Here is a 25,261-nt window from a genome sequence, read left to right on the forward strand (position 1 = left end):
TAGTTCGTCGCGGAACGTACAGACGCACGATCTGACGCCGATGTTCCTCAACGGTCCAGGGCGCGCACCGTGCCCTCCCGTCGTGCCCTCCCGTCGGATGACCGACACCTCCTCGCAGGCCCTCTCCCCGAGGTCGGCCCGCTCTATCGCCTCGGCGGTGTCCACCCCGAGCAGGCCCGCGTTGCAGGGGCCACTCCGAGCCACCTCCGTCCCGAATTGTTCGGCCGCCGCTGAGCCCTGCTCCGTGTGCTCCCGCAACCGCGCCCTTCCAGCCAGTGCTCGCTCCCAGAGCTCGGTGGTCCGTTAGTCGCCAGGAGGAGCTCTCCACGCCTCTAATCCGGCTCCGTGCCCATAGCGTGCCCATAAGACCGGTAAACCACGGTCAACTACGGTGCGATCGTGCTCTCCCGGGCGTCACCTCGGAGTACGTATGCCCAGGTCAGAGGCTATCCGGACCCCCAAGCGCCGTCGCTTCCCAAGCTGAGAGCGCGAGTTCGATTCTCGTCACCCGCTCCATGATGAAGGCCCAGGTCAGAGACCCGGGCCTTTTTGCTGTGCGTGGTGATCAGTCGTCGCGTGCCAGATTCGTGCCAGAAGGCTGGTCGGGCTCCTTCTCGCGCTGCCTTTCCCCGGCAGCGGCCCGCGCCTTCCGCACGACGAACCCCTTCAAGTGTGCGGCCGTGCCGCGCGCCGGCGAGCCGAAGCCCACGACGACGAGCGGCCCTCAGGCCGGCGCTGCGGGCGCCGCTGCTTGCTTCAGGGAGGCATCGGGACCTCGAAGTGCACCGGTCCTACACCGGACCGTGCTCGCCGGTGGTCGGGAGAGACGCCGCTGAAGCGATGCGGTGGGCACCTCGAGGGCGGTTCAGGCCGGGGAATGCGTCGTGGCTGACGCGGGTGCCGGTGAGCGGTTCCACTGCATCCGGGACCAGGGGAGGGCGAGTTCGGCGTGCGTGGTCGCCGGGGTGGGCGTGAGGTCCGTGAGAGGGACGGCTTCGCGGTGGCGGGCGTAGACGGTGTCCACGTAGCGGTGGCCGGTGTCGGCGGCGATGAAGATGACGGTGCGGCGGGGGGAGTGGTCGCGTTCCCAGCGGGCGGCGAGGTAGCCGGCGCCGGTGGACAGTCCGGCGAAGACCGCGTGGCGTCGTAGCAGGTCCACGCTGCCGGCGAGGGCCGCGTCGAAGGCGATCCAGTGGATGGTGTCGTACAGCTCGTGGCTGACGTTGGCGAAGGGGATGGAGCTGCCGATTCCGGCGATGATGATCTCCGGGTCGGCGACATGCTCGCTGCCGAAGGTGATGCTTCCGTACGGCTGTACGCCGACGAGTTCGACGCCGGGCGAGTCTTCCCGCAGGTAGCGGGCCAGTGCCCCGGTGGAGGCCCCGGACCCCACCCCGCCGACGACGGTCAGGTCCTCGTCACGGGTCGCCTCGCGGATGCGGCGGGCGATGGAACGGTAGCCGAGGTAGTGGATGTCGTCGTGGTATTGGCGCATCCAGTGGTAGTTGGGGTGCTCGGCGAGGATCTCGCGGATGCGTTCGACCCGGTGCTTCTGGTCGAGTTTGAGGTCGCTGCACGGTTCCATCTGTTCGAGCGTCGCGCCGAGTACGGCGAGCTGGGTGCGCAGGGTGTGGTCGACGGTCGTGGAGCCGACGATGTGGCAGCGCATGCCGTAGCGGTGGCAGGCCAGAGCGAGGGCGTAGGCGTAGATGCCGCTGGAGCTGTCCAGCAGGGTGTCCCCGCGGCGGGCGGTCCCGGTGTCGAGCAGGTGGCGGACGGCGGCCAGGGCGGAGACGACCTTCATGGTCTCAAAGCGCAGGCAGATCAGCCGGTCGTCGAGGCGTATCAGATCCGGCCTGCCGATTGATTCCGCGATGTGCTGGTCCATTCGGGAACTCCTTGGTCGTGGGGAAAGGTCGTGAAGGTCCGGGTGGCGGGAATGCCGTTGCTCTCCAGAGCGCGTACGCAGGTCCCCACGCGGTGTCCGAGGCCGGGGGCGGCGGGGTCGAGGAGCAGTCCGGCGACCGCCCCGCTGTGGGCGATCTGCACGCCCACAGCCCCCATGGCTTTGGCGATGTCCGTGAGTGCGTCGAACTCCGCGTGGTGCAGGAGCTTTTGTCCGCGCCATGCGCTGGCGGTGGCGACCTCGCCGAGGAGCGCGGCGTCTCCTGTGGCGACGGCCCGCCGCAGGAGCGCCCTCAGCCGTTCGTAGGCATGTACGTCCTCGTCGTCGTGGCCCCGGACGGGCAGCGACAGGGTGTCCACGGACGTGCCGCCGCCGAGGACGCAGCCCACCACGACGAGCGCCGGCAGGGCCGGGCCCAGGACTTCCAGGACGCGTCCCTCACGCTGGGCGAAGAGCACCGGCCGGCCGTCGAGCATCAACGGGTCGCAGGCCAGCTCGGCCCGCACCGCCAGGCGGGCGATCGTGTCGGGCGGCAGCCGCAGGCCGTAGGAGTCCGCAACGGCGCGCACGACGGCGATGACGTCGCTGGTGGAGCTGCCCATGCCGAGGCCCAGCGGGATGTCGCCCGTGAGCCGCAGCCCCCCACCGCACGGCGCTTCCCCGCGCCGCAGAGCGCATGCCTCCACGGCGAGGGCCGCCGCACGACGGGCCTTCGTACGGTTTTCGGGGAAGACCGAGAGCTCTTCAGGAGAGGTGCCGGGATGGCGTATGAACTCGGCGTGGCTGCCCAGCCCGCTCATCGGGAGGGTGACCAGGCCGGCGCACCTGCGTCCCGCGTCGTCGAGGAAGACGCCCTGCAGAATCTCGCCGTGGTGGCAGGGCGCGTACCCGGTGCCGGTGAGGAGGGCACCGGCACCGAGTACGGCCTGGCGGGCGGCCGGGATCACGTGCCGCTCACCGTCCGGTAGCGGAACAGTGTCGTCGGTTCGGCGCTGAACTGGGAGAACGGAAAAGGTTCCGCGCACAGCGCGGTCACGCCCTCCCTGAGGAAAGCCCGGGCCACGGCGCTGCCGGTCTGGGCGTAGACGATCAGGGGGATGCCACGGGCGCGGCACCGGTCGAGGATCGTGTCGAACGAGCCGTTGCTGAGGGTCATTCCGGTGGCGACGATGGCCTCCGCCCGGTCCAGAACCTCGTGCATGTCTTCGGTGACCGGGTCCCCCCACTGGGTGGTCCGCAGATTGAAGTCGCAGGGCAGAGGTACGCCGCCGTGCTCCCGGATCGCCGCAACCAACGGGTTGACGACGCCGATCAGACCCACCTTCGCGCCCTGCTCGATGTCCAGCAGCCCGGCGATGGCTGCGTCTCGGGCCTTCGCGCGGACCTCCGGCGGACCGGCCGGGAGAGTGACCGGTTCGGCCTCCGCCGCATCCGCAGCGGCCCGGTGCGGATGCGCCTCGGCAAGGTAGGCATCGAGAGCGGCGATCCTCAGAGGGCGGGGCGCCTCACGCAGCAGGACGTCGAGGGGGATGCCGGAGGAGTCGCGGCAGATGACCGGGGCGATATCGCCGGCTTCGAAGGCGCAGCCGCCGAAGGAACCACCGAGGCGTACGAGTACGTATTGGTTGAGGTAGGTGGTGTTGCCGCCGGCCAGCCGGGTGCCGTGGTGGATCCAGAAGACGCTGGTGGCGACGAGTTCGCAGGGGCGCGGGCCGTACTCTCCCGCGAGTACGGCGGCTGTCAGCGCGTCGACCGTCCGAGCGGCTGCGGTGTTGGCGGTGTGTGGCGTCGTTGTCACAAGGTTCCTTGCTGCAGGGTGAGTTGTCTGGGAGAGGCGTGAACGGGCCGGCGGTAGGCGACGGCGAGGTTGCCCAGGGCGTCGGTGGCGAGCTCGGCGTCGACCTCGAAGACCTCGGCGAGCCGCTCGGCGGTGAGTACGTCGTCGGGGGCGCCGGAGGCGACCAGGCGCCCGAGGTGCATGAGCAGCAGCCGGTCGCAGTAGCGCGCGGCGAGGGACAGGTCGTGCAGTGCGACCAGGACCGTCTGGCTGGTACCGGTCAGCAGCTCCATGAGTTCCAGCTGATGCTTCACGTCAAGGTGGTTGGTCGGCTCGTCCAACAGCAGGCAGTACGGCTGCTGGGCAAGGGCGCGGGCGATATGGGCGCGCTGCCGTTCGCCGCCCGACAGTGATTTCCAGGACCGGCCGGCGAGTGCGGTGAGCCCGACGCGGTGCAGCGCGGCGACGATGACGGCCCGGTCGGCTGAAGTCGGGCCGCGCCAGCGGTCCCGGAAGGGGGTCCGGCCAAGACCGACGACGTCGGTGACCCGCAGATCGCTGTCGGCGCCCGCGTCCTGCTCGACGAAGGCGACCTGCCGCGCGATCCGGCGCGCGCCCCAGTCCTGTATCGGTTCGCCGTCGTACCGGACGGTGCCCTTGTCCGGGACCCGCAGCCCCGCCAGGCAGCGCAGCAGCGAGGACTTGCCCGAGCCGTTGGGGCCGAGCAGCCCCACTGTCTCGCCCGGCGCGATGTCCAGACTGACGTCGCGGACGACGGGCGTGCCCGACACCGACCAGCTCAGTGCTTCGGCGGTGATTCTCACAGTTCCCCCCTCTTGCGCAGGACCAGGAGGAAGAGCGGTACGCCGAGCAGGGCGGTGATCACGCCGACCGGCACCTCCCGGGGTGCAAAGGCGACTCGCGCCAGCGCGTCCGTCCACACCAGGAACACCGCGCCCGCGAGCGCCGCGTAGGGCAGGAGCACCCGGTGCAACGGCCCGATGAGGAAACGCACCCCATGGGGGACGATCAGCCCGACGAACCCGATGGCGCCGACCGTTGCCACCGCGACCGAGGTCAGCACGGCCGTCACCACGAGCACCAGCAGCCGGGTCCGGCGCACGCCGATCCCCAGGGACGCGGCGGTGTCGGCACCGAACGCGAGCCCGTCGAGGGCATTCGAGCAGAGCCAGGCAGCTGCCAGCCCGACCGGCGTGACGATCGCGCAGACCACGACGGCCTCCCAGCGCGCCGGGGCCATCGAGCCGAGCAGCCAGTGGGTGACCGCACGCGTGGTGTCCGCGTCCGCCGAGGCCATCAGGGTCAGTGAAGTCAGCGCCGTGAAGAGCTGACCCACGACCACGCCCGTGAGGACGATCCGGACCGAGTCCAGACCGGTCCGGCGCAGCAGCACGAGGAGCAGGCCGAAGGACAGCAGCGCGCCGATCAGGGCGCCACCGGTGAGTCCGAGCGTGCCCGCGCCCACCCCGAGCACGACGACCGTGACCGCGCCGGTCGACGCCCCCGAGGAGACACCGAGGAGGTAGGGGTCGGCGAGCGCGTTGCGGGTGACCGCCTGCAGCACCGTTCCACACACTGCGAGTGACGCGCCGACCAGGGCCGCCATCAGCACACGCGGGAGCCGCAGATCCCAGATGAGAGAGTCCGCCAGCGGCGGCAACGGCTCGGCGCCCAGGCCGAGATGGGTGCCGAGCACCCTGGCGAGATCGGTCCATCCCACGTCCGTGGTGCCGATCCGTACCGACGCCGCCACGGATGCGACCAGCACGGCAGCCGCGATGAGGAACAGGCCCGCGCGGGCCGGCGCGGACCGGCCCGCCCGGGGTCCGGGGGAGGGCGGCAGCGCGAGGACGGGCGCTGTCACCCCCGCCCGGCGGGCCGCAGGATGGAGCAGATCCACCGGTCCCGGACAGGCGCCCGGGTCAGCGGGCATACCCGAGGTCCTTCATGCCGACCGCCAGCAGGCTGAGCGCGTGCACGGAGCGCACGGACGGGTCCAACTCGATGCCCGGGACCTCGATGATCTTGTTGTCGCGCACCGCCGCCAGCTTGGAGATCACCGGGTGCTTGGCCATCGTTTCGCGCTTCTCGGCGGCGCTGTCGCCGGGCAGGCCGCGCTCGGAGAGGTCGCCGATCACGATGAAGTCGGGGTTGCGCTCGGCGACTTCCTCCCAGGAGACCTCCGGCCAGTCCTCGTTCACGTCGTCGAAAGCGTTCTTCGCGCCGACGATTCGGCTCATTTCGCTCGGCAGGCTGCTCTTGCCCGCCACGTACGGCATGCCGTTGAAGACGGAGTAGAGGTAGACGACCGTCGGCTGGTCCTGCCCCTTGGCGACCTTGGACGCGGTCTCCCCGGCCTTGACTACGACGGCGCGCTGCTCCTGGGCGAGCTTGGTCGCGCGCTTCTCGGCGCCGAAGACCTTGCCCAGGTTCTCGTAGTCGGAGAAGAGCAGTTCGAAGGAGGTCTCGCCGCTCGCGTTCTGCTGCGGGCAGTCCACTGCGCTGACGAAGGTGGGGACCTTGAGCGTGCCCAGTTCCTCGCGGGTGCCGGCCCGGTCCTTGGTGAACAGGTCCGTGGAACCCGCCACGACGAAGTCGGGGGTGGCGGCGCGTACCTGCTCGCTGGTGGCGATCTTGGGGGCGAGGACGGGGACCTTGGCGTAGGCGGCCTGGTACTGCGGGGGGATCTTCGTCTTCAGGTTGGCCGTCCCGGCCATCCTCTCCTGGAGGCCGAGCTCCAGCAGGGTCTCGGTCGAGGTCTGGTCCAGCGCGACGGCCCGCTCGGGCGGTTTGTCGAACGACAGCTTCTGTCCGCAGCTGGTGAAGGTCGTCGGCTTGGCCGCTGCCTCGCGGGCGGGCTTGTCGGCCGAGGAGGAGCCGCCGGTGGCCGTCGAGCAGCCCGTGGTCGCGGTCGCGAGAACGACGACCAGGGCGATGCCGAGGCGAGCGGGGTGGCGCATGGGTTCTCCGGTCTGGGATGGCGTGGGCGTGGGCGTGCGCGTTGTCGTGCACCGGGAAGGAGTGCCGCACTCGAGTACTGTAATGGTATTCATTTTCATTAAGCTACCCCGGGGGTGCCGATGTTTGGCGCCGCGCCCCGGAACCTGCCGACACTCCGCGTCAACAGCCCTGACAGCGGCGGCCGTTGAGGCCGCCGCCCTTGGGTCGAGCCGCGCTCACCCACGATTGAGGAGCACCACACCGTGGCGACTTCACCCGCGCCCGCCGCCGCCAAGACCCAACCGCCGCCCGCACGTTCCGTGCTGCTCGATACCGCGTTCCTGCGCCTGTGGTCGGGCACCACCGCCTCCGGGCTCGCGACCTGGGCACTGCCCTTCGTCCTGGGCCTGGCGGTGCTTCACCGGGACCTCAGCCCGGCCGGTCTCGGCCTGGTCCTCGCCACACGCACCGCGGGCTTCCTCGGGGCCGTCGCGGTCGGTGGAGTGCTCGCCGACCGCCACTCGCGCCGGGCGGTCGTCCTGTGGTCGGCCCTGGCGGCCGCGATCGCGGCCCCGCTGCTCGCCGCCGGCCTGGGCCGCTCCCTTCTCCTGATGACCGCTGCCGCTGCCTTGGCCGGCGCAGGCCAAGGCGCCTGCCGCCCCGCCTTCCAGGCGCTCACCGCCGAGATCGTCGAGCCCGAGCGCAGGCAGCAGGCCAACGCCGCGACAACCCTGGCGGTCAGGACCTCGACCCTGGCCGGGCCCGCGCTGACCGCGCTGCTGGCGGCATTCCTCGACATCTGGATCCTGCTGCTGGGAATCGGCCTGCTCTGGCTGGTCGCCGCGCTCATACCCGGCCGGGGCGCCGGGCGCGCGCCCGTGTCCGTCGAGCCGGGCCGACGAGCCTCGTTCCGTACGGAATTCCTGGAAGGCATAGGCGAGGCCCGCCGCCACCCCTGGTTCGTCGCCGGGCTCGCCGCGCTGACCGCGGTCATCGCGCTGGGCTACTCCGCCACCAGCGTCGCCCTGCCCTTGATCAGCCGCGACCGGTACGGCACGGAATGGGTACTGGCCGTGGCGATGACCGCTTACACCGTGGGCGCGCTCGGCGGAGCCCTGGTCATCGCCCGCTGGCGCCCCCGCGCGCAGGGCTGGGCTGCGCTCGCCGGGCTCGCCGCGTACGGCTTCGCTCCGCTCAGCCTCATGCTGCCCATGCACCCCACCGTGGTGATCGCCGCCTACGCCGTCGCCGGGATCGGGATCGAGCTGTTCAACGTGCCCTGGTTCACGGCTACTCAGCGCGAGGTCGCACCGGACAAGCTGGCCCGGGTCTCCTCGCTGGACTTCCTCATGTCCTACGGACTCGCCCCGGTCGGGCTGGCGCTCATCGCCCCGGCCATCGGCACCTTCGGCGTCACTCCCGTACTCGCCGTATGCGCCCTGGCCTGCTTCCTCGTACCGGCCGCCGCGGCTCTGGTACCCACCGCCCGTCAGTTCGCACGTACGCCTGGCGCAGCCAACTGAACAGTGAGGCCCCGGTCATGCCCGGCCGGGGCCTCGGGGACGGGTCGAGACCAGGTGCCGCGCTGCCAGCCCTGCGGGCAGCAGCGGAGGAGGGCGCCTTCGACCTGGACCTCTTCGAGGACAAGGGGAACTACCGCCGGTGAACGCCGCGCAATTCCTGATCGACACCAGCGCGCTTGCCCGCCTCCTGCGCGGCGATGCCGAGCAGTTCGGATGGGACCAGGCGGCGGCAGCCGGGCTCATCGCCACCTGCCCCACCACCGAGCTGGAATTCTTCTACAGCGCGCGCTCCGCTGCCGACCGTTCACAGGGCATTGAGGACGTGTGCCTGCTCTTCGGCCGGGTACCGGTCGACGATCGCGTCTACGACCGCGCCTGGCAGGTCCAGGAGACCCTCACCCAGGGCGGACAACACCGCAGCGCCGGGGGAGTCGACCTCGTGGTGGCCGCCACAGCCGAGTTGCAGGGGCTGACTCTCCTCCATCGTGACCGGGACTTCGAGTGCATCGCCGCCGTCACCGGCCAGGCGCTCCAGTGGTACGGCCCAGAAGCGGGCAAGTGAGCAAGGGCCGTGCCAGGAGGCCTGTCGGGCGCCCTCGTCGCGGCCGTGGCCCTGGCCTTTCGAAGCGTGGCGTCAGTGAGCCGGGGCATCACCAGGCCAGGGCGTCGGCCATGGTCGACTGCCAGTACGAGACTCCGATCGAGTCGTCGACGTACAGGCCCTTCGCGGGGAGTGACGGGTGGGCGGCGACGCTCGCGCCCTTGTCGAAGTAGACCGTGAGGGACTTGGCCGTGTAGCCGTTGGAGCCGCTGCCGTCCGCGGCCGAGAGAAGGACGCTCGCATAACCCGACTCGCCAGGGGCCAGCGTGACCACCGCCTGCGGCTTGGAGTCCTCGAAGGCCGGCGGGACGGACTGGGCCTCGTCGAATTTGACCGCCGGATAGCCGGTGAGGTCGCAGTTCTTCGAGCCGGTGTTGGTGACGGTGAGGAGAAGGTGGTTCAGGGGGCGGGAGATCTTGGTGGCGGTCGTCCGGGTGGAGCCGCCGGAGCAGGGGGCCGAGGCGGATGCCGAGTTCTGGGAGCCCGTGGAACCCGTTGTGCCGCTCGAACCGGCCGCGCCGCCTGTCGAGCCCTCGGAGGTCCCGCCCGCCAGGTCGGTCTGTCCCGCCCCGGTGGAGGTTCCGCCGCTCGCCTTGGGAGAGGACGTGGTGGAGGCCGTGGGCGCCGACGTGGACGCGGATCCTGACGATGCCCCCTCGTCGTGGACGCCCTCTCCGCTGTTGCATGCGGTCAACGTCAGCGTGGCGGCCGTGAGCGCGGCGGCGACGAGCGTGCGGCTGCGGTGGGTGCGGCTGCGGTGGGTGCGTGTGGACATGTGAATCCCCCTGATGCGGTACGGGTGTTGGCATGGGCCGCTCGACCGGGTGCCGGGAGCGGCGTGCTTGGATGGCCCAAGCTTGTGCGGTGATCCGTCCCGACGGCCACGACTGCCGGCGTATCCGGGACGCTGGAACGCCTGCGACGCCTCTGACCTGGGGGAATGACCGCCCCCTGGAACGGGGGTCCGGGACGTGGGGTGAGGGAGGAATGGTGGCGGGGGACGAGTTCTCGGAGCTGTTGGGCCGGTTGAAGGAGCGGTCCGGGCTCAGTTACGGGGTGCTCGGGAAGCGGCTGCACACGAGTGCGTCCACGCTTCACCGATACGTCAACGGGGACGCCGTACCGACGGACTACGCGCCCGTGGAACGGTTCGCGCGGGTGTGCAAGGCGACGCCCGAGGAACTGGTGGAACTGCATCGGCGGTGGGTTCTCGCGGATGCCCGTCGGGGGCAGAAGGCGGGCGGGGCCGCCGCCGGGGAAGAACCGGGGGCGCGGACAACGGCGCAGGCCGGGACCGGGGCAGCGGAGGCCGGGGCCGGGGCCGGGACGGCAGAGTCCGGGACGGCAGAGTCCGGGACGGCAGAGTCCGGGACGGCAGAGTCCGAAGCGGTCGCCGAGGCCGTTCCCGAGGTCGAGCGGCGGCCCCTGACGGAGGCTCCCGTGGCGCGGCGGCGTACTTTCGTTCTCGCCGGGGCCACCGTGGCCGCCGCCCTCGTGTCGGCCGCGCTCGTGGTGAATCTTGTGCCCGGCGAGGGCGAAGACGACCAGGGCGGGAAGCGGTCCGTGAGCGCTGCCTCCCAGTCCGTCGACTCCGTCGACGAAAGCCCCGGCGTCTCCGAGTCGGCCGACGCGAAGGGCAGGTCGGCCTCGCCGTCCGCCTCGCGCAGCGGCGGTCCCACGGCTCCCGCCTCCGTTTCCGCCTCACGGAGCGGTGTGGCCGGGGCGGCCCGGGGCGGCGGTGTCGAGGACGGGGCCACCGCGCCCATAGTCGACGTCAATCCGTACAAGTGGGAGGACCCGTGCAGCCCGCACTACCTGATCGACCGGAAACCCGAGCAGGTGCCGCCACCGCCGACTGAGCCGGACGCGCGCGGGTGGGTCAACGCGCTCGGCGGGGTCGCCGGCGGGCAGCAGATGCTCGCGCTGACCGTGCAGGGCACCGGGAAAGCCACCGTCGTCCTGGATGACCTGCATGTGCGGGTGGTGGAGAAGAGCGCGCCGCTCGCCTGGAACGACTTCGCGATGGGCGTCGGGTGCGGTGGCGGCGTGGAGACGACGGCGTTCGGGGTGGACCTCGATGCCGGACGGCCCACGATCTCCCCCGAGGCCGGTCAAGGCGACTTCCCGTACAAGGTGAGTGAGTCCGATCCCGAGGTCTTCTACATCTTCGCGGACGCGCGGGCGCACAACGTGAGTTGGTACCTGGAGCTGGAGTGGTCCAGCGGTGACCAGCAGGGCACCGTACGCATCGACGACAACGGCAAGCCCTTCCGCACGAGCGGGAACGTGGGACGGCCCGCGTACACCTATCCGCTCGGTTCCTCCGAGTGGGGGCGGGACGAGTGGAACCCCGACATTCCCGGTTGAGTGCCCGGCAGGCACGGGGCTTCGAGCGCATCGCCGCCGTCACCGGCCAGGCGCTGCCGTCTCACGGCCGGAAGTCGGCACAGCGGGGACATGACCAGGAGCCCTACGGACATGATCGCTTCGTTCGCCGCTCCATGTTCCGGGTGGGTCGAGTCGAGTCGAGTCACCGGTTCAAGGCGCGCGCACGGTGGAGCGCGCGCGCCCCAAGGCGGGACCGCCACTCTGTCATCGCGGGCGGCGAACCCGCAGGCGGGGCGGTAGGGGCTGAGGGCAGAAGAAGGAAACCGCGCGGTGGCCGCGGCGGCAGGCGAGAGCGTGCGGACCTTCATCGGTTCGGGGCGTTGTGACCTGCTCCAAGGAGACTTTCGGCACTCGCCTGACAAAGGCGCTGGTGACGGCGGCTGAAGGTGACGGGCCAGTTTCCGGCCCCACGCCTGGCTCGGCGCTTCGATGCATCGGTAGGTCAACACGCACAGCGGCAGTAGCACGACGAAGAACGCCGCCTCGAGCACGAGATCGTCCCGCCGCCACCGGCCGAGCGTGCCGTGGATCACCGCCAGCAGCACCGGATGCACCAGGTAGATCGAATAACTGATCGTCCCCAGCCCGGTCAGCCAGCGCGGTATCCGCCGACGGCGTACCGCCAGGCCGACACCGAAGGTGAGCGCGGCCAGCAGGAACGCCGAGATCCAGGCGCGCCGCGTGGCGTGCGCCCCGTCGCCGTACCAGTACGCACTGCCCACGGCGCAGACGACCACCAGGACGGCCGTGCAGGCCGCCCACCGCCAAGTCGTCTGACCGTGTTCGGCTCGGTAGACGGCGGTGCCGAGGAACATCACGGCGAGGATCACCAGTCCCTCCCACATGGGGACCGTGCCGTTGAAAGCCACCAGGACGAGTGCCAGCAACCCGCCCAGCACGCCCCCGAACACCCTTACCGCGGCTGGCCTTGCGCTCGCACAGCAGATGGCGACCAGCATCGACATCGAGGCGAGCATGACCAGAGGGCCGGTGCCCACGGCGCCAGAGAGTGCGCGGGCCGGCAGCACGGCCCCCACCGCCACGCTCACGGCGGCGAGCACGGCCAGGGTTACGGCGACGGCGGCGGACCGCCTGTGCAGTCGGACCGTGAAAAGAGCAACCACCAGCAGATAGAACGCCATCTCATACGAGAGCGTCCACAGGACCAGCAGGAGATTGGGCGTCCCCAGCAGCTCTTGAAGCAAGGTGACATGGGCGACTCCCACCACGGCAGCGTTCTGTCGGCCAAAGTCATCGCGGAGCTCCGCGATGCCCACCAGGTTGAGGGCGAGGACCGGAATGACGACAGCCGCCCACATCGGGTACATACGGAATACCCGTCCGATCCAGAAAGTCCGTACGCAGCCCCGGCGCTCCAGTGACGCGGGAATGATGTAGCCGCTCACGAGGAAGAACACCAAGATGCCGTACCGGCCGGCGTTGAACTCCGGTATCAGCTCCCGCCGGAACTCCGCCGCGAAGGTGTACGACGCGTGATCGAACACCACGACGAGGGCCGCGATGCCGCGCAAGGCGTCCAGCCATCCCAACCGCGACGGACCGGCCGGCGCCCCCGGCGGGTGCGGTCGTGGCGGCGCGGAGGCCGGCCGCTCCAGCGGCGGGGAAACGGGAAGTGGGGGTTCCATACTCATCGCCCGACTTGCTCTTCGCTCTCTGGTTTACCCCTTTCGCTCCCGAGCACCCAACTGCACCACGCAACCCTGTGCGCAGGGTGAGCAATCCATTCCTCACCGTACGCGCTGGTGCCGGGCCCGATCGACCTCACCGCCCTTCGGGTCGGGCGGGTCGGGCAGGCCGGGCGGTGTCACGCGAACACCGTCGGCCGAGGATTCGGGCCGACGGTGTCGGGGGCCTCAGGGTTCGGGGTTGGCCAGGCGGCTGAGCAGGGCCACGGCGTCGTCGCGTGCCACCGGCTGGAAGAAGCGCGCGTCGGCTTCCTCGACGGCGGTGATCGCGCGCGGGGCCAGTTCGGCGCCGGCGCCGGTGACGCGCAGTCGTTTGGCCCGGGTGTCGGCGGGGTCGACCTCGCGCTCGATCAGACCCTTGGCTTCCAGGGCGCGCAGGACCTGCGAGGTCATTTTGACGTCGGTGCCGGCCTGGCGGGCGAGGGCCAGCTGGTTGGGCTGTTCGCCGTGTGTGTTCAGCCACCAGGTGCAGGCGAGCAGAACGAACTGGACGTGGGTGAGGTCCAGGGGGCCGAGGGCCGCGGCGATGTCGCGCTGCCAGCGCAGGGTGGCGTGCCAGAGCAGGAAGCCGGGGCTGTCGCCGGGGCTGAGGGCCATCAGTCCTGGGCCAGCTTGACCAGGGCGGCCATGGTCTGCGGCCAGTCCGCGGTGACGGCCGGACCGATCTGCGGGCCGAGCTCGTCGGCGCCGGTGCCGGTGATCTCCATCTGGTAGGTCACCCGAGTGCGCAGTTGCTCGCCCTGGCCGAGCCGGTGGACGGTGCGCAGGAGCAGTCCGTCGAACCGGGCCTCGTCCACGAACAGTTCGTTGACGCTGACCTCGGCGACGAGGAGGTGCACCGGGTCCTGCCCGTCCGGGTTCATCACGATCTCCGTACCGGCCTCGAACGGGCCGTTGATCTGGATACTCGCGATGTCGGCGTTCCAGACTCCCCAGTTCTCGACGTCAGCCCACAGGCGCCAGACCTCCTCGGGCGCGGCGCTGGTCTCGATGCTGTGCTCGTACGTCCACATTGGTGGGGCCTCCCGGTCAGGTGAAGATCCTCTTCGAGAAGTCTCTTCGAAAAGACTATCTATGCAGAGACTATCTGCACGAAGACTATCTGTCCACCCGGGTCAGACGTCTCCGGTGAAGATGGGGTGCGCCATCAGGTGCACTCCGGGACGCGATCTCGTTCGAGATCGGCTGTAACGCCGGACCTTCCTCGGACCACTACCTGTCGACAGCAACACCCGGGACAACGGAGGTGCAGGCGGTGGCCGAGGAAGCGGAGCGCTTCACGGCGCTGTACGACGCCTGTCGACAGCACGTATGGGCATACGCCGTAAGCCGCGCGGGCCGGCAGGTCGCCGACGAGGTGGTGAGCGAGACCTTCGTCATCGCATGGCGCAGGTTCGCCGACATTCCCGAGCCGCCGCTGCCCTGGCTGCTCGGCGTGGCCCGCAACGTGCTGCGCGACAGTGCCCGTGCGCAGGCCCGGCGAGAGGCGCTGACGGCCGAGTTGCAGGGCTGGGCCGAGCCCCCCGCGCAGGACCTCGCCGACGAGGTGGCCGACCGCAACCTCGTGCTGCGTGCTCTGGCCTCACTCGGTGAGGACGACCGCGAGGCGCTCGTCCTCACCGCCTGGCACGGGCTGCGCGCCCAGGAGGCCGCCAGGGTGGTCGGCTGCTCCGCGACCACGATGCGCGTCCGGCTCCACCGGGCGCGCAGACGGCTCGCGCAGGCACTTGACATCACCCGGCACGTGCCGCCCGCGGCCGCCCGGGTGTCGATCGCCGTAAAGGCAGTGGGAGAGGAAGCCTGATGGACAAGGATGTGATGCGGCTGCTCGCGGCCGCCCGGCCCGTACACCTGGACCCCGGTCTGCTGGTGGACGAGAGCACACGGAGCAGGGAGCTGGCCCACGCGCTGGCACAGCCCCGCCGACGACGGTCGCTGTCGCGGGCGGCGTGGCGATTCACCAGGCCGGGCTGGAGGCTGGGACTGGTGGGCGCGGCTGCCGCCGCTGCTCTGGTGGTGGCCACGACGGCCATCCACCCGGGCGGCGACGGAGATCCCGGGGTGCCGGCCCGGGCGAGCGACGCTTCGCGCCTGCTGCTGGCCGCCGCCGAGCAGGCGAGCCGGCAGCCGGACCTGTCCGGCCGCTACTGGAAGGTCGAAACCCTCGAACGGCACCTGACGGCCGCGGCCGTGGCGAAGGACCCGTACACCATCAAGGGCGGAAGCCGCAGCACGCAATGGACCGACAACGAGACGGGCCGGCACTGCTCCACCGGTTACGACCTCGGTCTCACGCCGACCGGCCCGGCCGACGTGGCGGCGTGGAAGCGAGCGGGGTCGCCGAAGCGCATCACCATCTGGGCTCCCTTCGGGAAGGCCGACCTGCGGATGCGCGCGCCCGACCCCGACACGAACCGGCACCCGGACATCACGTCGCCGGAGACCGACAAGCCGTACGACATCGGGCGCGAGGCGTCCCTGGAGGAGTTGCGCTCCCTGCCGTCCGGCCCGCGGCGGCTCAAGGCCGAACTGCTCAAGGGATACGACCGCGAGACGGCGCAGGGGCAGTCCAAGGAGGAGTGGCTGTTCTCCGCCGCTCAGCGCCTGATCCTGGATCTGCCGGTCACGCCCGAAGTACGGGCAGCCACCTTCCGCATGCTCAGCGGGCTGAAGGGGCTCACCGTCATCGACCGAGTCAAGGACGCGCAGGGCCGGTCGGGCACGGCCGTGGCGCTGCGGATCAGGGCCGGAAAGGACGGCGGGCTGGTCGAGAACCGGCTGGTCTTCGACGAGTCCACCTCCGCGGGACTGGCCTGGGAGACGGTGGTGGTGAAGGCGGACGGAAAGTGGACCAAGGGCTTCAAGCCGGGCACCATCCAGAGCTCCTTGGCCGTCGTACGCACGGTCTCGACGGACCAAGGGCCCGAGAAGTGGCCCACGGAGGAGCTGCCCGACCTGCCCACAGGGGGAGCCGAGCGTTGACCGGGCCGCTGGGATAACGGTGCCCTGTGCGAGCCCTGTGCCGCCGAGAGATCGGTGGCACAGGGCTCTTTCACCTGTGCGGGGCCGCGGTTCGTCGTCCCGCCGCGCACGCCCAGCCGGCTCGCTACTGGCACCGCGGGCACCACACCGTGCCGCGGCCTGCCATACGGGACCGGCGCAGGGAGTTGCCGCAGCGCGGGCAGGCGGGTACGGGGTCGTCGCGGTGACCGGTGAGCCAGGAGTCCCGCGGCGGGACGCAGCCGGCGGAGACCGCGGAGCGCAGGGTGCGGCGCATGTGCGTGTACAGGTGCCGTCGGTCGGCCTCGGTGAGATCGCTCGCCCTGCTGGTGGGACGCAGCCTCGCGCGCCACAGAATCTCGTCGGCCAGCAGATTGCCGAGTCCGGCCAGGACGGTCTGGTCGGTGAGAACGGTCTTGACGCTGCCGCGGCGCGAGGAGAGCGCGGCCTCGAACTCCTCACGGTCCACCGCCAGCGCGTCGGGGCCCTGGCGGTCCAGCAGCCGTGCGACCTCGGACTCGTCGTCGGCCAGCCAGAGACCCTGGAGCTTGCGCTGGTCGCGGTAGCGGAGCTGACGGTCGCGGGCCACCGTGAACAGGACGCGGTCGTGCGCCTCGACCGCGGACTCGGGATGGCTGCAGAGCAGCCGGCCGGTCATGCCGAAGTGCAGCATGAGGGTGGGGCCGCCGGTGCGGACGAGCAGCCACTTCCCGTGCCGCTCCGGCCGGGTGAAGCGGCGGCCTTCCAGCGCGTCGCGCAGCCGCCGCACGCTCACCTCGTGCAGGACGCCCGTGTCGCGCACCTCGACGCGCTGGATGACCCTGCCTTTCGCGCAGGACTCGAGCACCTGCCGGAAACCCTCGACGTCCGGCAGCTCAGGCATGGGACACGTCCTCCCTCACGCGAAGATCCGCGCGCCCGGCGAGCGGGCCGTAGCCTCCCCCAAGCCATGATGGCTCCTGCGCGAGCCACGGTGCAGCCGCACAGGAGGCGGGCGCTGCGCGAGTCCCAGGTAGGACACCTGGGCCGCTGCTTGTCCGTCGTACTCAGCCGGCCACCGGAGTCAGCCGCCCCACTGGGCGGGCGGTCCGTACGCCGGGCCCGAGCCGGACGGCAGCTGCGGGGGCGCGGCGTGACAGGTGAAGCCGAGACGCGTCAGGGCCCTGGTCATCTCCCCGACGGTGAAGTCACGGCGGTCCTGGCCTGTGATCACCTCACCCACCTGCTTGACCGGATACACGCGGCCGCCGATGTCCACGCAGACCGCCGTGACGGGCTCGGGTGCGACACCCTCCATCGATGCCTCCACCTCTGGCTTGAAGAGGTTGAAGGGGTAACGGGCGATCACGCAGCGCATGGTGCCTCACCAAGAGTCAGGGTCGGGTGGAATGGCGGCGGGTGTCCTCGGAGGATCCGGGTCCGGAAAAATCGAACGATCCGGGTCCGGGTAACGGAAAAGGGCCCGCACTCAAGGTGCGGGCCCCGTTTCGCGTATGCGCGTACGAAATCAGCGCTACATCAGGCGGGAACGATGTTCTCCGCCTGCGGGCCCTTCTGGCCCTGCGTGACGTCGAAGGTCACCTTCTGGCCTTCCTGCAGCTCGCGGAAGCCCTGGGTGGCGATGTTCGAGTAGTGGGCGAAGACGTCGGCGCCGCCGCCGTCCTGCTCGATGAAGCCGAAGCCCTTTTCAGCGTTGAACCACTTAACAGTACCGGTGGCCATGTCAATTCTCCTGAGGCAGTGCTGGAGACCCGCACCTCGCGGGCTCCCTCATCGCTGCGATGATCACCTGCCCGGGAATCCCGAAAAACGGCAACCACAACTGCAATTCGCGTCCACCCTAGCACGGAAGGTATCGACCACAAGGAAGAGGAGAAATGCGGCCCGGAAACTCGCCGACAGGACACGCGGAAAAGCCTCTTCCAACACCGGCCGAATTTCTGCTCCGGCGCTGTCAGGTTTTCACTCGCCATCCCTGTCGGCCCGCTCTTGCGGACGGCGCAGTTCCGCGTTCGCGTCCAGGGCCTCCTCCAGCCGGTCCTCGAGGCCGATGATCCGGCAGACGGCCTCGATCGGGGTCCCTTGGTCGACCATCTCGCGGGCGCGGGCGGCAAGCCGCAGCTGATGGCGCGAGTATCTGCGGTGGCCGCCCCCCGACCTCGTCGGCGCGATCAGTCCCGCCTCGCCGAGGGCCCGGAGGAAACCCGGCGTGGCACCGATCACCTCGGCGGCCCGGCCCATGGTGTACGCCGGGTGATGGTCGTCGTCGAGCCGGTCGGCGGAGTACGGCCGGTCTTGCGAGGGCATGTCCGCCTTCCCGCGGACCACCGAGGTCGCGGTCCGCATCAGGGGAACTGCTCCCCGTACGGGAACTCTAGTCGCCGTTGCGGAATTCCTGCCGTCGCGGGCCTAGATACCCGCGGTCCTTTCAGCTGCCGGTCAGCTGCCGATCGGCTGCCGATCGGCTGCCGATCAGCTCCCCGTCACCCGAGGACCAGGACTCGGCAGGGGGCGAACGGTGACGCCCCCCTCGCGTCAGCCGCGTCCGCCGCGTCTGCCGCGTCTGCCGCGACGTGCCGCCACCCCCAGGACCGCAGCGCCTCGAGCATCTCGGCGTCGCCGCGGTTCACCAGCATGACGCCGAGCGCGGCGGCGTGGTCGGTCAGCAGCCGTTTCTGCAGGCGCCGGGCCAGGTTCCAGTCGCGCTGCTGGTCCCGTGTGCGCACACGGCGCCCGACGAGAATCTCGGAGATCGCGAAGAGTCTCCCGGACGCGGCGACACGGAGCAGGCTCTCCGGAAGGTATCCGTCGAGGCCCTGCCACCAGGGCCCGTCGCCGCGCACGGGGAAGCCGTGGGCGCATCCCGTCAGCACCGTGGTGCCCGAGGAAACGGTGGTCTCCGCGATCAGCAGGGCGAACCCCGGTCGCCGCAGGTCGGCCGCGAGCCGCCGCAGGAAGGCGGAGCGGGCCCGGTTCCAAGCCCACGGCTCGCCGCCGGAGGTCTGCGCGTACAGATCGCCGATCTCCGGCGTCCGGTCCTCGACCTGGCGGCGCGTCAGCGGGCGGAGGCGTTCGCCCGTCAAGGGCGACGGGCCCTGCAGACGCCTCGACGGCGCCGGCGTCCGCGGACGCCTCAGATCCGGGAGGAGCTTCCGACCCGGGTCCGCGGGCGCCGTGCGGTCCGGCACGTTCACAGTCATGGGACGAGCCCTGCCCCGGGCACGGACTGGTCCGGCCCGGCGTCGTCGTTCGCCGAGAACGGCACCGGCGTGGGGGCCGACGCGCGAAGAACCCTCGGTCCTTTCAGCCTACGCCCGCCCGCGCAGGCACCGTCCGCTCCGCAGGGCACCCGCCCACGGGCGAACTCGCCGAGATCCGCATCGTCGCGGCGCACCTCGCCGTCGCCCCGCGGGTCGGCGTCCGAACGGGTGCGGGCAGGAGGGCCGCCGGTCCGGGCTCGTGGCTACTGAACGTCCACGAAGTCGCCGGTGGCCTTGACGGCCGGCGTGGTGGAGGTGCCGGCGAAGTACCAGCGCCAGTAGCCGTCCTCGGATGCGGTGACCGTGGTCGTCAGGCCGCCGGTGCTGGAGGTGTGGACGGTCTTGACGGTGGTGTAGGCGGTTGTGCCCGCTGTGCGGAACTGCAGCTTGACGGGCTGGTTGGGGTAGCCGCGGTAGTCGAGCGTGTCCCAGTTGGCCCGGCTGAGTCTGCCGGTGACCGTGAGGGTCTTGCCCTTGGCGACCGGCTCCGGGCCGGCGTTCGCGGTCAGTTTGGAGTACCGCTGCAGACGGGTCGTGGTGTAGGCGTCCCGCAGGATCCGGCTGTCGTCGTCGGCCCACGCCTCGACGCGGACCTTCCAGGTTCCTGCGTCGGCGTTGGTGAGCCACAGGTCCGGTTCGAAGGTGAAGGTCTTCGAGCAGGTGGAGGTGGTGGAGCCGGAGGCCACGCAGTCCGCGGGGGTGGTGTCCTCGTTCGGCGTGATGTAGCCGTCGGGGTTGTCGGGGTCGGTCCCACGCCACAGGGAGAAGTCCGCGTCCCAGATGCCCGACGGATCGGTGGCGGTCACCGAAACGGTGACCGTCTTGTCAGCGGTGCCGACCACGATGTCCTTGCCGCCGTTGACGGAGACGTCGGTTATCTGGATATCGCCGACGACCTCGTCCGCGTACGCGGCCGGGCCGGTGAATCCGCCCAGCGCGGTAACGGCGGTGAGTACGGCGAAGGTTGCGCGCTTGCGCATGGATCTCCCTTGCAGGGTGAAGACGCGCCTGCCGGACGGACCCACGGCGGGCGGATGAAGGGGCCCACCGTAATGAGCGAACCGACCGGTCACAAGCAGACGGCGATCTCCGTATTCTGCTGACATCCCTGGATATCCAGGCAAAGCCAGGGAGAAGCCGAGAGGAAGCGAACAACGACCCGGCGGCGAGCGGGCACTGGCAGTGTCCATCCGGTGTCCATACTGGGCGGGTGCGCCAAGTATTCGCCCATGACGCGGTCGTCCTCATGGAACCCGACGCCGACCTGCGGGCGCCCGGCGCCGCCATCACGGTCGCGCTGTGCGGGCACTGGGACCACGAGCCTCCGTGCCCGCTGGCACCACACCACACCACCGCCGAGCGTTCCGGCGACGAGGTACGGCTGCGGGTGCTGTTCGCGACCGGCCCCGCGGCCGAGGCCGAGGTCCGCAGCCGGATCGAGGCCGCCCTGGCCCACGCCTGCCTCGACGGCCCGGACGGCATCACGACACGGTGGCAGTTCCGCAGCGCACGGCCCAGTCCCGTCCGGGACGACGAGGCCCAGCACGCCGAGCGACTCGCCGGTACCACGCGATAGCGCTGCTCGGCCACGCCCGGCACCACCGGCCTGGCGCTGCTGGGCCACGCCCGGCGCCACCGGCGCACGCCGACGCCCCGTCAGGACGCAACGGGCCAGGGACGCTTGCGTCGTCGAGACCACCTGTGAGGCCGCCCAGCCGCTCGGCGAGGTCGTCCCCACCGACCCGAACGGGCTCACCGGCCAGCAGGCCACCGCGCTGCGCCTGCTGGCCGAGGGCCACACCGACGAGGCGATCGCCAAGCGGCTCGGGGTGTCGCACCGCCCGCCGGATCGCCTCCGAACTGATGGACCGCCTTGACGCACGCAGCCGTTTCGATGCCGGCGTACGCGCCGTTCAGCAGGGCTGGCTCCCGACCCGCCCTTGACACACCGCCGGCCGGGCGACTCCACGACTGAGGCCCGGGCCGAAGGCCGGCCTGCTGTGGGGCCGGGTGCCGGTCGGGGGCGGCATCCGTGCGACGGGTTCGGCTGCGGCACCTGGTTGCCGCCGAACCTCACGACGACGACAGGGCCTAGCGATGCTCGGGGTTGTCCGCCCCCGGGCGGCAGCCGGCGTCCCACTCCGAGCGCTGGTTGCCGTGGGCCGGGATGCCCCCGGCGCGTTTGAGCATGGCTGCCAGGTGCATCAGGTTCCAGGTCATGAAGGAGGTGTTGCGGTTGGTGAAGTCGTTCTCCGGGCCGCCCGAACCGGGGTCCAGGTACGAGGGTCCGGGCCCGGCCGCGCCGATCCAGCCCGCGTCCGCCTGCGGCGGGACGGTGTAGCCGAGGTGCTGCAGGCTGTAGAGGACGTTCATGGCACAGTGCTTGACACCGTCCTCGTTGCCGGTGATCAGACACCCTCCGACCCGTCCGTAGTAGGCGTACTGTCCCTGGGGGTTGAGCAGGCTGGAGCAGCTGTACAGGCGCTCGATGACCTGCTTGGTGACCGAGCTGTTGTCTCCCAGCCAGATCGGTCCGGCCAGCACCAGGATGTCGGCGGCCATCACCTTCTCGTAGAGCGCCGGCCAGGCGTCCGTGGCGAAACCGTGCTCGGTCATGTCCGGCTGGACGCCGGGGGCGATGTCGTGGTCGACGGCACGGATCACGTCCGTGGTCACCCCCGCGCCGTCCATGACGGCCCGGCTCTTGTCGATCAGGCCCTGCGTGTGGCTGAGCTGCGGGGACGGTTTGAGGGTGCAGTTGACGAAGAGGGCGGTGAGGTCGTCGAAGCGGTAGGAAGAAGAGGCGTCCATGACGGGAGCGTCTCGCGCGGGCGGCGGTTTGTCCCGGTCCGACGCGCTTCGACGTCCTGGAGCCTGTGTCACATCCCTGGCCGGATCAGCGTCCGGGCGGCGGGCGCCCGGCCGGGGATGTGACACAGGCTCTTACGAAGTGGTGACGTGCCCGGCGGGTCACGGGGCCCGGCGCCGCCGCGGACCTAGCGTGGTCGTATGCGTGTACTGGTCACCGGCGGTGCCGGGTTCATCGGGTCGCATGTCGTCGACGCCCTGCGGGAGCGCGGGCACGAGCCGGTCGTGTACGACGTCCGGGCGGATCCCGGCGCCGACGTGCGCGACCCCGCCGCGGTCGCCCGTGCCCTCGGCCAGGTCGACGCCGTCTGCCACCAGGCGGCGATGGTCGGGCTCGGCGACGGGGTCTTCGACGCGCCGGAGTACGTCTCCCGCAACGACTTCGGCACCGCCGTCCTGCTTGCCGCGATGGCCGCGGCGGGCGTACGGCGACTCGTGCTGGCCGGGTCGATGGTCGTGTACGGGGAGGGACGGTACGAGTGTCCCCGGCACGGTGTGGTGCGGCCCGGGCCTCGGGCCGTCGCCGATCTGGACGCGGGACGGTTCGAGCCCGCGTGCCCGGTGTGCGGGGAGGAGCTCTGCCCCGGGCTGGTCGGCGAGGACGCTGCGGCCGACCCGCGGAACGTGTACGCCGCGACAAAACTCGCGCAGGAACACCTCGCCGCCGCCTGGGCCCGGTCGACGGGCGGGTCGGCGGTGTCGCTGCGCTACCACAACGTGTACGGGCCCCGGATGCCCCGCGACACCCCGTACGCCGGTGTGGCGTCGTTCTTCCGCTCCGCGCTCGCGCGGGGCGAGGCTCCGCGGGTCTTCGAGGACGGGCGGCAGCGGCGGGACTTCGTGCATGTGCGGGACGTGGCCGCCGCCAACGTGGCCGCGCTGGTGGCCGAGTCCCGCTCGGGTGTCCTCACGGCGTACAACGTCGGCAGCGGTGAGCCGCACACCGTCGGCGAGATGGCGCGGGCGCTTGCCGCCGCGTACGGCGGGCCCGAGTCCGTCGTCACCGGTGAGTACCGGCTGGGCGACGTCCGGCACGTCACCGCGGACTCGTCGCGGGTGCGGGCCGAGTTGGGGTGGCAGGCGGAGGTGGGATTCGAGGAGGGGATGCGGGAGTTCGCGGGGGCGGAGCCGCGGGAGTTCGCGGCCGCGGAGCTGCGGGCGGGCTGACCGCCGGGGAAGGCGCCCCCGCCGCCCCTGGCCGTTCCCGTCCTCCGGGGGCTGCTGCACGTTCCCGTCCTCCCGGGGGCGCCGCCCCCAGACCCCCGCTTCGGCCTGAACGCCTCGTCCTCAGACGCCGGACGGGCCGGACGTCGGCAGCGTCACCTCGAAGCGGCAGCCCCCGGGGATGTTGTGCACGGTGGCCCGCCCCTGGTGCGCCTCCACGATCCCGCGCACGATGGCGAGGCCCAGGCCCGCACCGGCGGGGGGCGTACGGGCGTGGGTGCCGCGCCAGCCGGTGTCGAAGACGCGCGGCAGATCCTCCTCGGGAATGCCGCCGCAGCCGTCCGTCACCGACACCACCACACCGTCCGGCGAGCGCTCGGCGGCGACCGCCACCGTGCCGTCGGCGGGAGTCCGCCGGATCGCGTTGACCAGGAGGTTCCCGAGGACCCTGCTCATCTCCCTGCCGTCGACCTCCACCGGGACCGCCTCCACCCGGTCGCCGACCAGCCGTACGCCGTGCTCGCGGGCGAGCGGGTCCGCGCCCGCGAGGGCGTCGCCGATCAGGTCGTACAGCGAGATCCGGGTGTAGGTCAGGGGCAGGGTGCCGGCGTGGATGCGGGAGAGTTCGAACAGGTCGCCGACCATGTCGTTGAGGCGTTCCACCTCGGTGCGGATCTGCCGGAGGTACCGGCCGGGGTCGGTGGCCACCCCGTCCTCCAGTGCCTCGGACATGGCGCGCAGGCCGGCCAGCGGGGTGCGCAGGTCGTGCGAGATCCAGGCGACCAGCTCGCGCCGTGAGGTCTCCAACGCGCGCTCGCGGTCACGGGATTCGGCGAGCTTGGCACTGGTCGCCGCCAACTCGCGGCTCAACGCCTCGAGTTCGGCGGTCGCCGGGCCGTCGGGAGCCGTGAAGGCGCCGCCGTCGCCGAACGAGCGGGCGGCGCGCGCGAGTTCCCGGCTGCGGGCGACCACCCAGCGGCCGAGGAGGAGGGCCGTGGCCAGGGAGACCACGGCGGCCATCGCGACGACCGTGGTGACAACGCTCAGGTCGTGACCGGACAGGAACATCGCCTGCGCCACGGCCAGCGTGCCCGCGAGCATCGCGGTCACGGCGACCGCGGCCACCACGGTGAGCGAGGAGGTGAGCGAGCGGCGGCGCAGCAGCCACAGGGCCCCGGCCCCCAGCAGCCCCGCCGCGCCCGCGCCGAGGAAGGCGTACAGAGCGATGAGAAGGGTGTCGCGCACGGTCAGTCGACCTCCCCGCCGCCGGGTTCGAAGCGGTAGCCCACGCCCCACACCGTCTGGATCAGACGGGGCCGGGCCGGGTCGTCCTCGACCTTGCCGCGCAGTCGGCGGACGTGGACGGTGACGGTGGACAGGTCGCCGAAGTCCCAGCCCCACACCTCGTGCATCAGGTCCTCGCGGCCGTACGCCCGTCCCGGGTGCCGCAGGAAGAAGGCGAGGAGGTCGAACTCGCGGAGGGTGAGGGCGAGTTCGGTGCCGTTCTTGGTGGCGCGGCGGGCGACGGTGTCGACGGTCAGACCGGCCGCGCTCAGGGAGCGGGTGCCGGTGGCGGGGGCGCCCCCGCTCGAGCGAAGCCGGGAGTGGGGGAGGGTGCGGCGCAGCACCGACTCCACCCGCAGGACGAGCTCGCGCGGGCTGAACGGCTTGGTGACGTAGTCGTCGGCGCCCACCTCCAGGCCGAGGATGCGGTCGTCCTCGTCGCCGCGGGCCGTGAGCATGATGACCGGCACCGGACCGCGGTCGCGCAACCTGCGGCACACCTCCAGGCCGTCCATGCCGGGCAGCATCAGGTCCAGCACCACCAGGTCGGGCCGGTGCGCGGCGGCCCGGGTCAGGGCCGTGGGGCCGTCGTCGGCCCGGTCCACGGTGTAGCCGGCCCGGACCAGGTATCCGGCGACGACCTCCGCGACCGTGGGATCGTCGTCGACGACCAGAACACGCCCGGTCCCGTCGGGCCGGGGCCCGGCGGCGGGTTCCGCCTGCGGGGACTCGTACGGCTGCTGCATGTCTTCAGCCTCGCACCGTGCCGGCCCCGGGCGCCGTCCTGGCCCCCGACGTCCGCGTTTCGTAAGGAGCCGGGGCC

Annotated in this window: 26 protein-coding genes and 2 pseudogenes; 9 read left to right on the forward strand and 19 right to left on the reverse strand. The window is 71.3% G+C overall.

The window, feature by feature from the left end:
* Positions 1-865 precede the first annotated feature (865 nt).
* Genes ACZ562_RS05405 through ACZ562_RS05430 form a run of 6 tightly spaced genes read right to left on the reverse strand, consistent with a single transcriptional unit; the run spans position 866 to position 6,664 of the window.
* The gene (locus ACZ562_RS05405) at positions 866-1,888 is read right to left on the reverse strand and encodes a pyridoxal-phosphate dependent enzyme (RefSeq protein WP_471174313.1); all 1,023 of its coding nucleotides are present in this window, start codon (positions 1,886-1,888) and stop codon (positions 866-868) included.
* Positions 1,846-2,853 carry a GHMP family kinase ATP-binding protein gene (locus tag ACZ562_RS05410; protein ID WP_471174314.1) on the reverse strand — a complete coding sequence of 336 codons (1,008 nt, stop codon included), beginning with the start codon at positions 2,851-2,853 and terminating at the stop codon, positions 1,846-1,848. The genes ACZ562_RS05405 and ACZ562_RS05410 overlap by 43 nt, the downstream gene beginning before the upstream one ends.
* On the reverse strand, positions 2,850-3,704 hold the full coding sequence (locus tag ACZ562_RS05415; protein ID WP_471174315.1) for a Rossmann-like domain-containing protein: 855 nt from the start codon (positions 3,702-3,704) through the stop codon (positions 2,850-2,852). Before ACZ562_RS05415 ends, ACZ562_RS05410 begins: the two co-directional genes overlap by 4 nt.
* A complete protein-coding gene (locus ACZ562_RS05420) occupies positions 3,701-4,507 on the reverse strand; it encodes an ABC transporter ATP-binding protein (RefSeq protein WP_471174316.1) in 807 nt (268 codons plus the stop codon). Before ACZ562_RS05420 ends, ACZ562_RS05415 begins: the two co-directional genes overlap by 4 nt.
* The gene (locus ACZ562_RS05425; RefSeq protein WP_471174317.1) at positions 4,504-5,637 is read right to left on the reverse strand and encodes a FecCD family ABC transporter permease; all 1,134 of its coding nucleotides are present in this window, start codon (positions 5,635-5,637) and stop codon (positions 4,504-4,506) included. The genes ACZ562_RS05420 and ACZ562_RS05425 overlap by 4 nt, the downstream gene beginning before the upstream one ends.
* Positions 5,627-6,664, reverse strand: coding sequence for an ABC transporter substrate-binding protein (locus ACZ562_RS05430; RefSeq protein WP_471174318.1), 1,038 nt, complete (start codon positions 6,662-6,664; stop codon positions 5,627-5,629). The genes ACZ562_RS05425 and ACZ562_RS05430 overlap by 11 nt, the downstream gene beginning before the upstream one ends.
* 243 nt (positions 6,665-6,907) lie before the next feature.
* Here ACZ562_RS05430 and ACZ562_RS05435 point away from each other — a divergent pair, with 243 nt between their 5' ends.
* Genes ACZ562_RS05435 through ACZ562_RS05445 form a run of 3 tightly spaced genes read left to right on the forward strand, consistent with a single transcriptional unit; the run spans position 6,908 to position 8,729 of the window.
* The gene (locus ACZ562_RS05435; RefSeq protein WP_471174319.1) at positions 6,908-8,167 is read left to right on the forward strand and encodes an MFS transporter; all 1,260 of its coding nucleotides are present in this window, start codon (positions 6,908-6,910) and stop codon (positions 8,165-8,167) included.
* A 17-nt stretch (positions 8,168-8,184) separates the two neighbouring features.
* Entirely contained in the window at positions 8,185-8,310 is a 126-nt protein-coding gene (locus ACZ562_RS05440; protein ID WP_471174320.1) for a hypothetical protein, read from the forward strand.
* Positions 8,307-8,729, forward strand: coding sequence for a PIN domain-containing protein (locus tag ACZ562_RS05445; RefSeq protein WP_471174321.1), 423 nt, complete (start codon positions 8,307-8,309; stop codon positions 8,727-8,729). The genes ACZ562_RS05440 and ACZ562_RS05445 overlap by 4 nt, the downstream gene beginning before the upstream one ends.
* A gap of 88 nt (positions 8,730-8,817) precedes the next feature.
* Here the strand turns inward: ACZ562_RS05445 and ACZ562_RS05450 are convergent, their stop codons facing one another.
* Positions 8,818-9,543 carry a DUF4232 domain-containing protein gene (locus ACZ562_RS05450; RefSeq protein WP_471174322.1) on the reverse strand — a complete coding sequence of 242 codons (726 nt, stop codon included), beginning with the start codon at positions 9,541-9,543 and terminating at the stop codon, positions 8,818-8,820.
* A 215-nt stretch (positions 9,544-9,758) separates the two neighbouring features.
* Here ACZ562_RS05450 and ACZ562_RS05455 point away from each other — a divergent pair, with 215 nt between their 5' ends.
* Entirely contained in the window at positions 9,759-11,135 is a 1,377-nt protein-coding gene (locus tag ACZ562_RS05455) for a helix-turn-helix domain-containing protein (RefSeq protein WP_471174788.1), read from the forward strand.
* Between the two features lie 395 nt (positions 11,136-11,530).
* Here the strand turns inward: ACZ562_RS05455 and ACZ562_RS05460 are convergent.
* From ACZ562_RS05460 to ACZ562_RS05470, 3 genes and pseudogenes are all read right to left on the reverse strand, one after another.
* A pseudogene (locus ACZ562_RS05460) lies at positions 11,531-12,706 on the reverse strand (acyltransferase family protein); the annotation flags it as partial.
* Positions 12,707-13,030: 324 nt separating this feature from the next.
* A complete protein-coding gene (locus ACZ562_RS05465; RefSeq protein WP_471174323.1) occupies positions 13,031-13,459 on the reverse strand; it encodes a MarR family winged helix-turn-helix transcriptional regulator in 429 nt (142 codons plus the stop codon).
* Positions 13,459-13,875, reverse strand: a complete 417-nt coding sequence (locus tag ACZ562_RS05470) for an SRPBCC family protein (protein ID WP_471174324.1) — start codon at positions 13,873-13,875, stop codon at positions 13,459-13,461. The genes ACZ562_RS05465 and ACZ562_RS05470 overlap by 1 nt, the downstream gene beginning before the upstream one ends.
* Before the next feature lie 242 nt (positions 13,876-14,117).
* On the opposite strand from ACZ562_RS05470, the gene ACZ562_RS05475 reads away from it, so the two are divergent.
* Positions 14,118-14,666 carry an RNA polymerase sigma factor gene (locus ACZ562_RS05475; RefSeq protein WP_471174325.1) on the forward strand — a complete coding sequence of 183 codons (549 nt, stop codon included), beginning with the start codon at positions 14,118-14,120 and terminating at the stop codon, positions 14,664-14,666.
* Entirely contained in the window at positions 14,666-15,844 is a 1,179-nt protein-coding gene (locus ACZ562_RS05480) for a CU044_5270 family protein (RefSeq protein ID WP_471174326.1), read from the forward strand. Before ACZ562_RS05475 ends, ACZ562_RS05480 begins: the two co-directional genes overlap by 1 nt.
* A gap of 124 nt (positions 15,845-15,968) precedes the next feature.
* Here ACZ562_RS05480 and ACZ562_RS05485 read toward each other — a convergent pair whose 3' ends face one another.
* The 6 genes from ACZ562_RS05485 to ACZ562_RS05510 all read right to left on the reverse strand — a co-directional run bounded on the left by ACZ562_RS05485 (position 15,969) and on the right by ACZ562_RS05510 (position 20,102).
* Positions 15,969-16,745 carry an Fpg/Nei family DNA glycosylase gene (locus ACZ562_RS05485; RefSeq protein ID WP_471174327.1) on the reverse strand — a complete coding sequence of 259 codons (777 nt, stop codon included), beginning with the start codon at positions 16,743-16,745 and terminating at the stop codon, positions 15,969-15,971.
* Positions 16,746-16,925: 180 nt separating this feature from the next.
* Positions 16,926-17,219, reverse strand: coding sequence for an SCO5918 family protein (locus ACZ562_RS05490; RefSeq protein ID WP_471174328.1), 294 nt, complete (start codon positions 17,217-17,219; stop codon positions 16,926-16,928).
* 161 nt (positions 17,220-17,380) lie between these two features.
* On the reverse strand, positions 17,381-17,584 hold the full coding sequence (locus tag ACZ562_RS05495; protein ID WP_010986199.1) for a cold-shock protein: 204 nt from the start codon (positions 17,582-17,584) through the stop codon (positions 17,381-17,383).
* Positions 17,585-17,824: 240 nt separating this feature from the next.
* Positions 17,825-18,169 (reverse strand): MerR family transcriptional regulator, encoded by a 345-nt coding sequence (locus ACZ562_RS05500; protein ID WP_471174790.1) that lies wholly within the window; start codon positions 18,167-18,169, stop codon positions 17,825-17,827.
* 176 nt (positions 18,170-18,345) lie between these two features.
* Positions 18,346-18,945 (reverse strand): hypothetical protein, encoded by a 600-nt coding sequence (locus tag ACZ562_RS05505; RefSeq protein ID WP_471174329.1) that lies wholly within the window; start codon positions 18,943-18,945, stop codon positions 18,346-18,348.
* Between the two features lie 380 nt (positions 18,946-19,325).
* On the reverse strand, positions 19,326-20,102 hold the full coding sequence (locus ACZ562_RS05510; protein ID WP_471174330.1) for a calcium-binding protein: 777 nt from the start codon (positions 20,100-20,102) through the stop codon (positions 19,326-19,328).
* 230 nt (positions 20,103-20,332) lie between these two features.
* On the opposite strand from ACZ562_RS05510, the gene ACZ562_RS05515 reads away from it, so the two are divergent.
* Together ACZ562_RS05515 and ACZ562_RS05520 are read left to right on the forward strand one after the other, a co-directional pair.
* Positions 20,333-20,698, forward strand: a complete 366-nt coding sequence (locus ACZ562_RS05515; protein ID WP_471174827.1) for a hypothetical protein — start codon at positions 20,333-20,335, stop codon at positions 20,696-20,698.
* Positions 20,699-20,813: 115 nt separating this feature from the next.
* Positions 20,814-21,066, forward strand: a pseudogene (locus tag ACZ562_RS05520) (helix-turn-helix domain-containing protein); the annotation flags it as partial.
* A gap of 147 nt (positions 21,067-21,213) precedes the next feature.
* Here the strand turns inward: ACZ562_RS05520 and ACZ562_RS05525 are convergent.
* Positions 21,214-21,933, reverse strand: a complete 720-nt coding sequence (locus ACZ562_RS05525; protein ID WP_471174331.1) for a flavodoxin family protein — start codon at positions 21,931-21,933, stop codon at positions 21,214-21,216.
* Positions 21,934-22,131: 198 nt separating this feature from the next.
* Between ACZ562_RS05525 and ACZ562_RS05530 the strand changes: the two genes are divergently transcribed.
* Complete coding sequence (locus ACZ562_RS05530; protein ID WP_471174332.1) at positions 22,132-23,157, forward strand: NAD-dependent epimerase/dehydratase family protein; 1,026 nt, start codon at positions 22,132-22,134, stop codon at positions 23,155-23,157.
* Positions 23,158-23,277: 120 nt separating this feature from the next.
* Here the strand turns inward: ACZ562_RS05530 and ACZ562_RS05535 are convergent, their stop codons facing one another.
* Together ACZ562_RS05535 and ACZ562_RS05540 are read right to left on the reverse strand one after the other, a co-directional pair.
* Positions 23,278-24,399 (reverse strand): sensor histidine kinase, encoded by a 1,122-nt coding sequence (locus tag ACZ562_RS05535; RefSeq protein WP_471174333.1) that lies wholly within the window; start codon positions 24,397-24,399, stop codon positions 23,278-23,280.
* A gap of 2 nt (positions 24,400-24,401) precedes the next feature.
* Positions 24,402-25,184, reverse strand: coding sequence for a response regulator transcription factor (locus ACZ562_RS05540; protein WP_471174334.1), 783 nt, complete (start codon positions 25,182-25,184; stop codon positions 24,402-24,404).
* Positions 25,185-25,261 lie beyond the last annotated feature (77 nt).

The organism is Streptomyces sp. NPDC040410 (assembly GCF_055595715.1).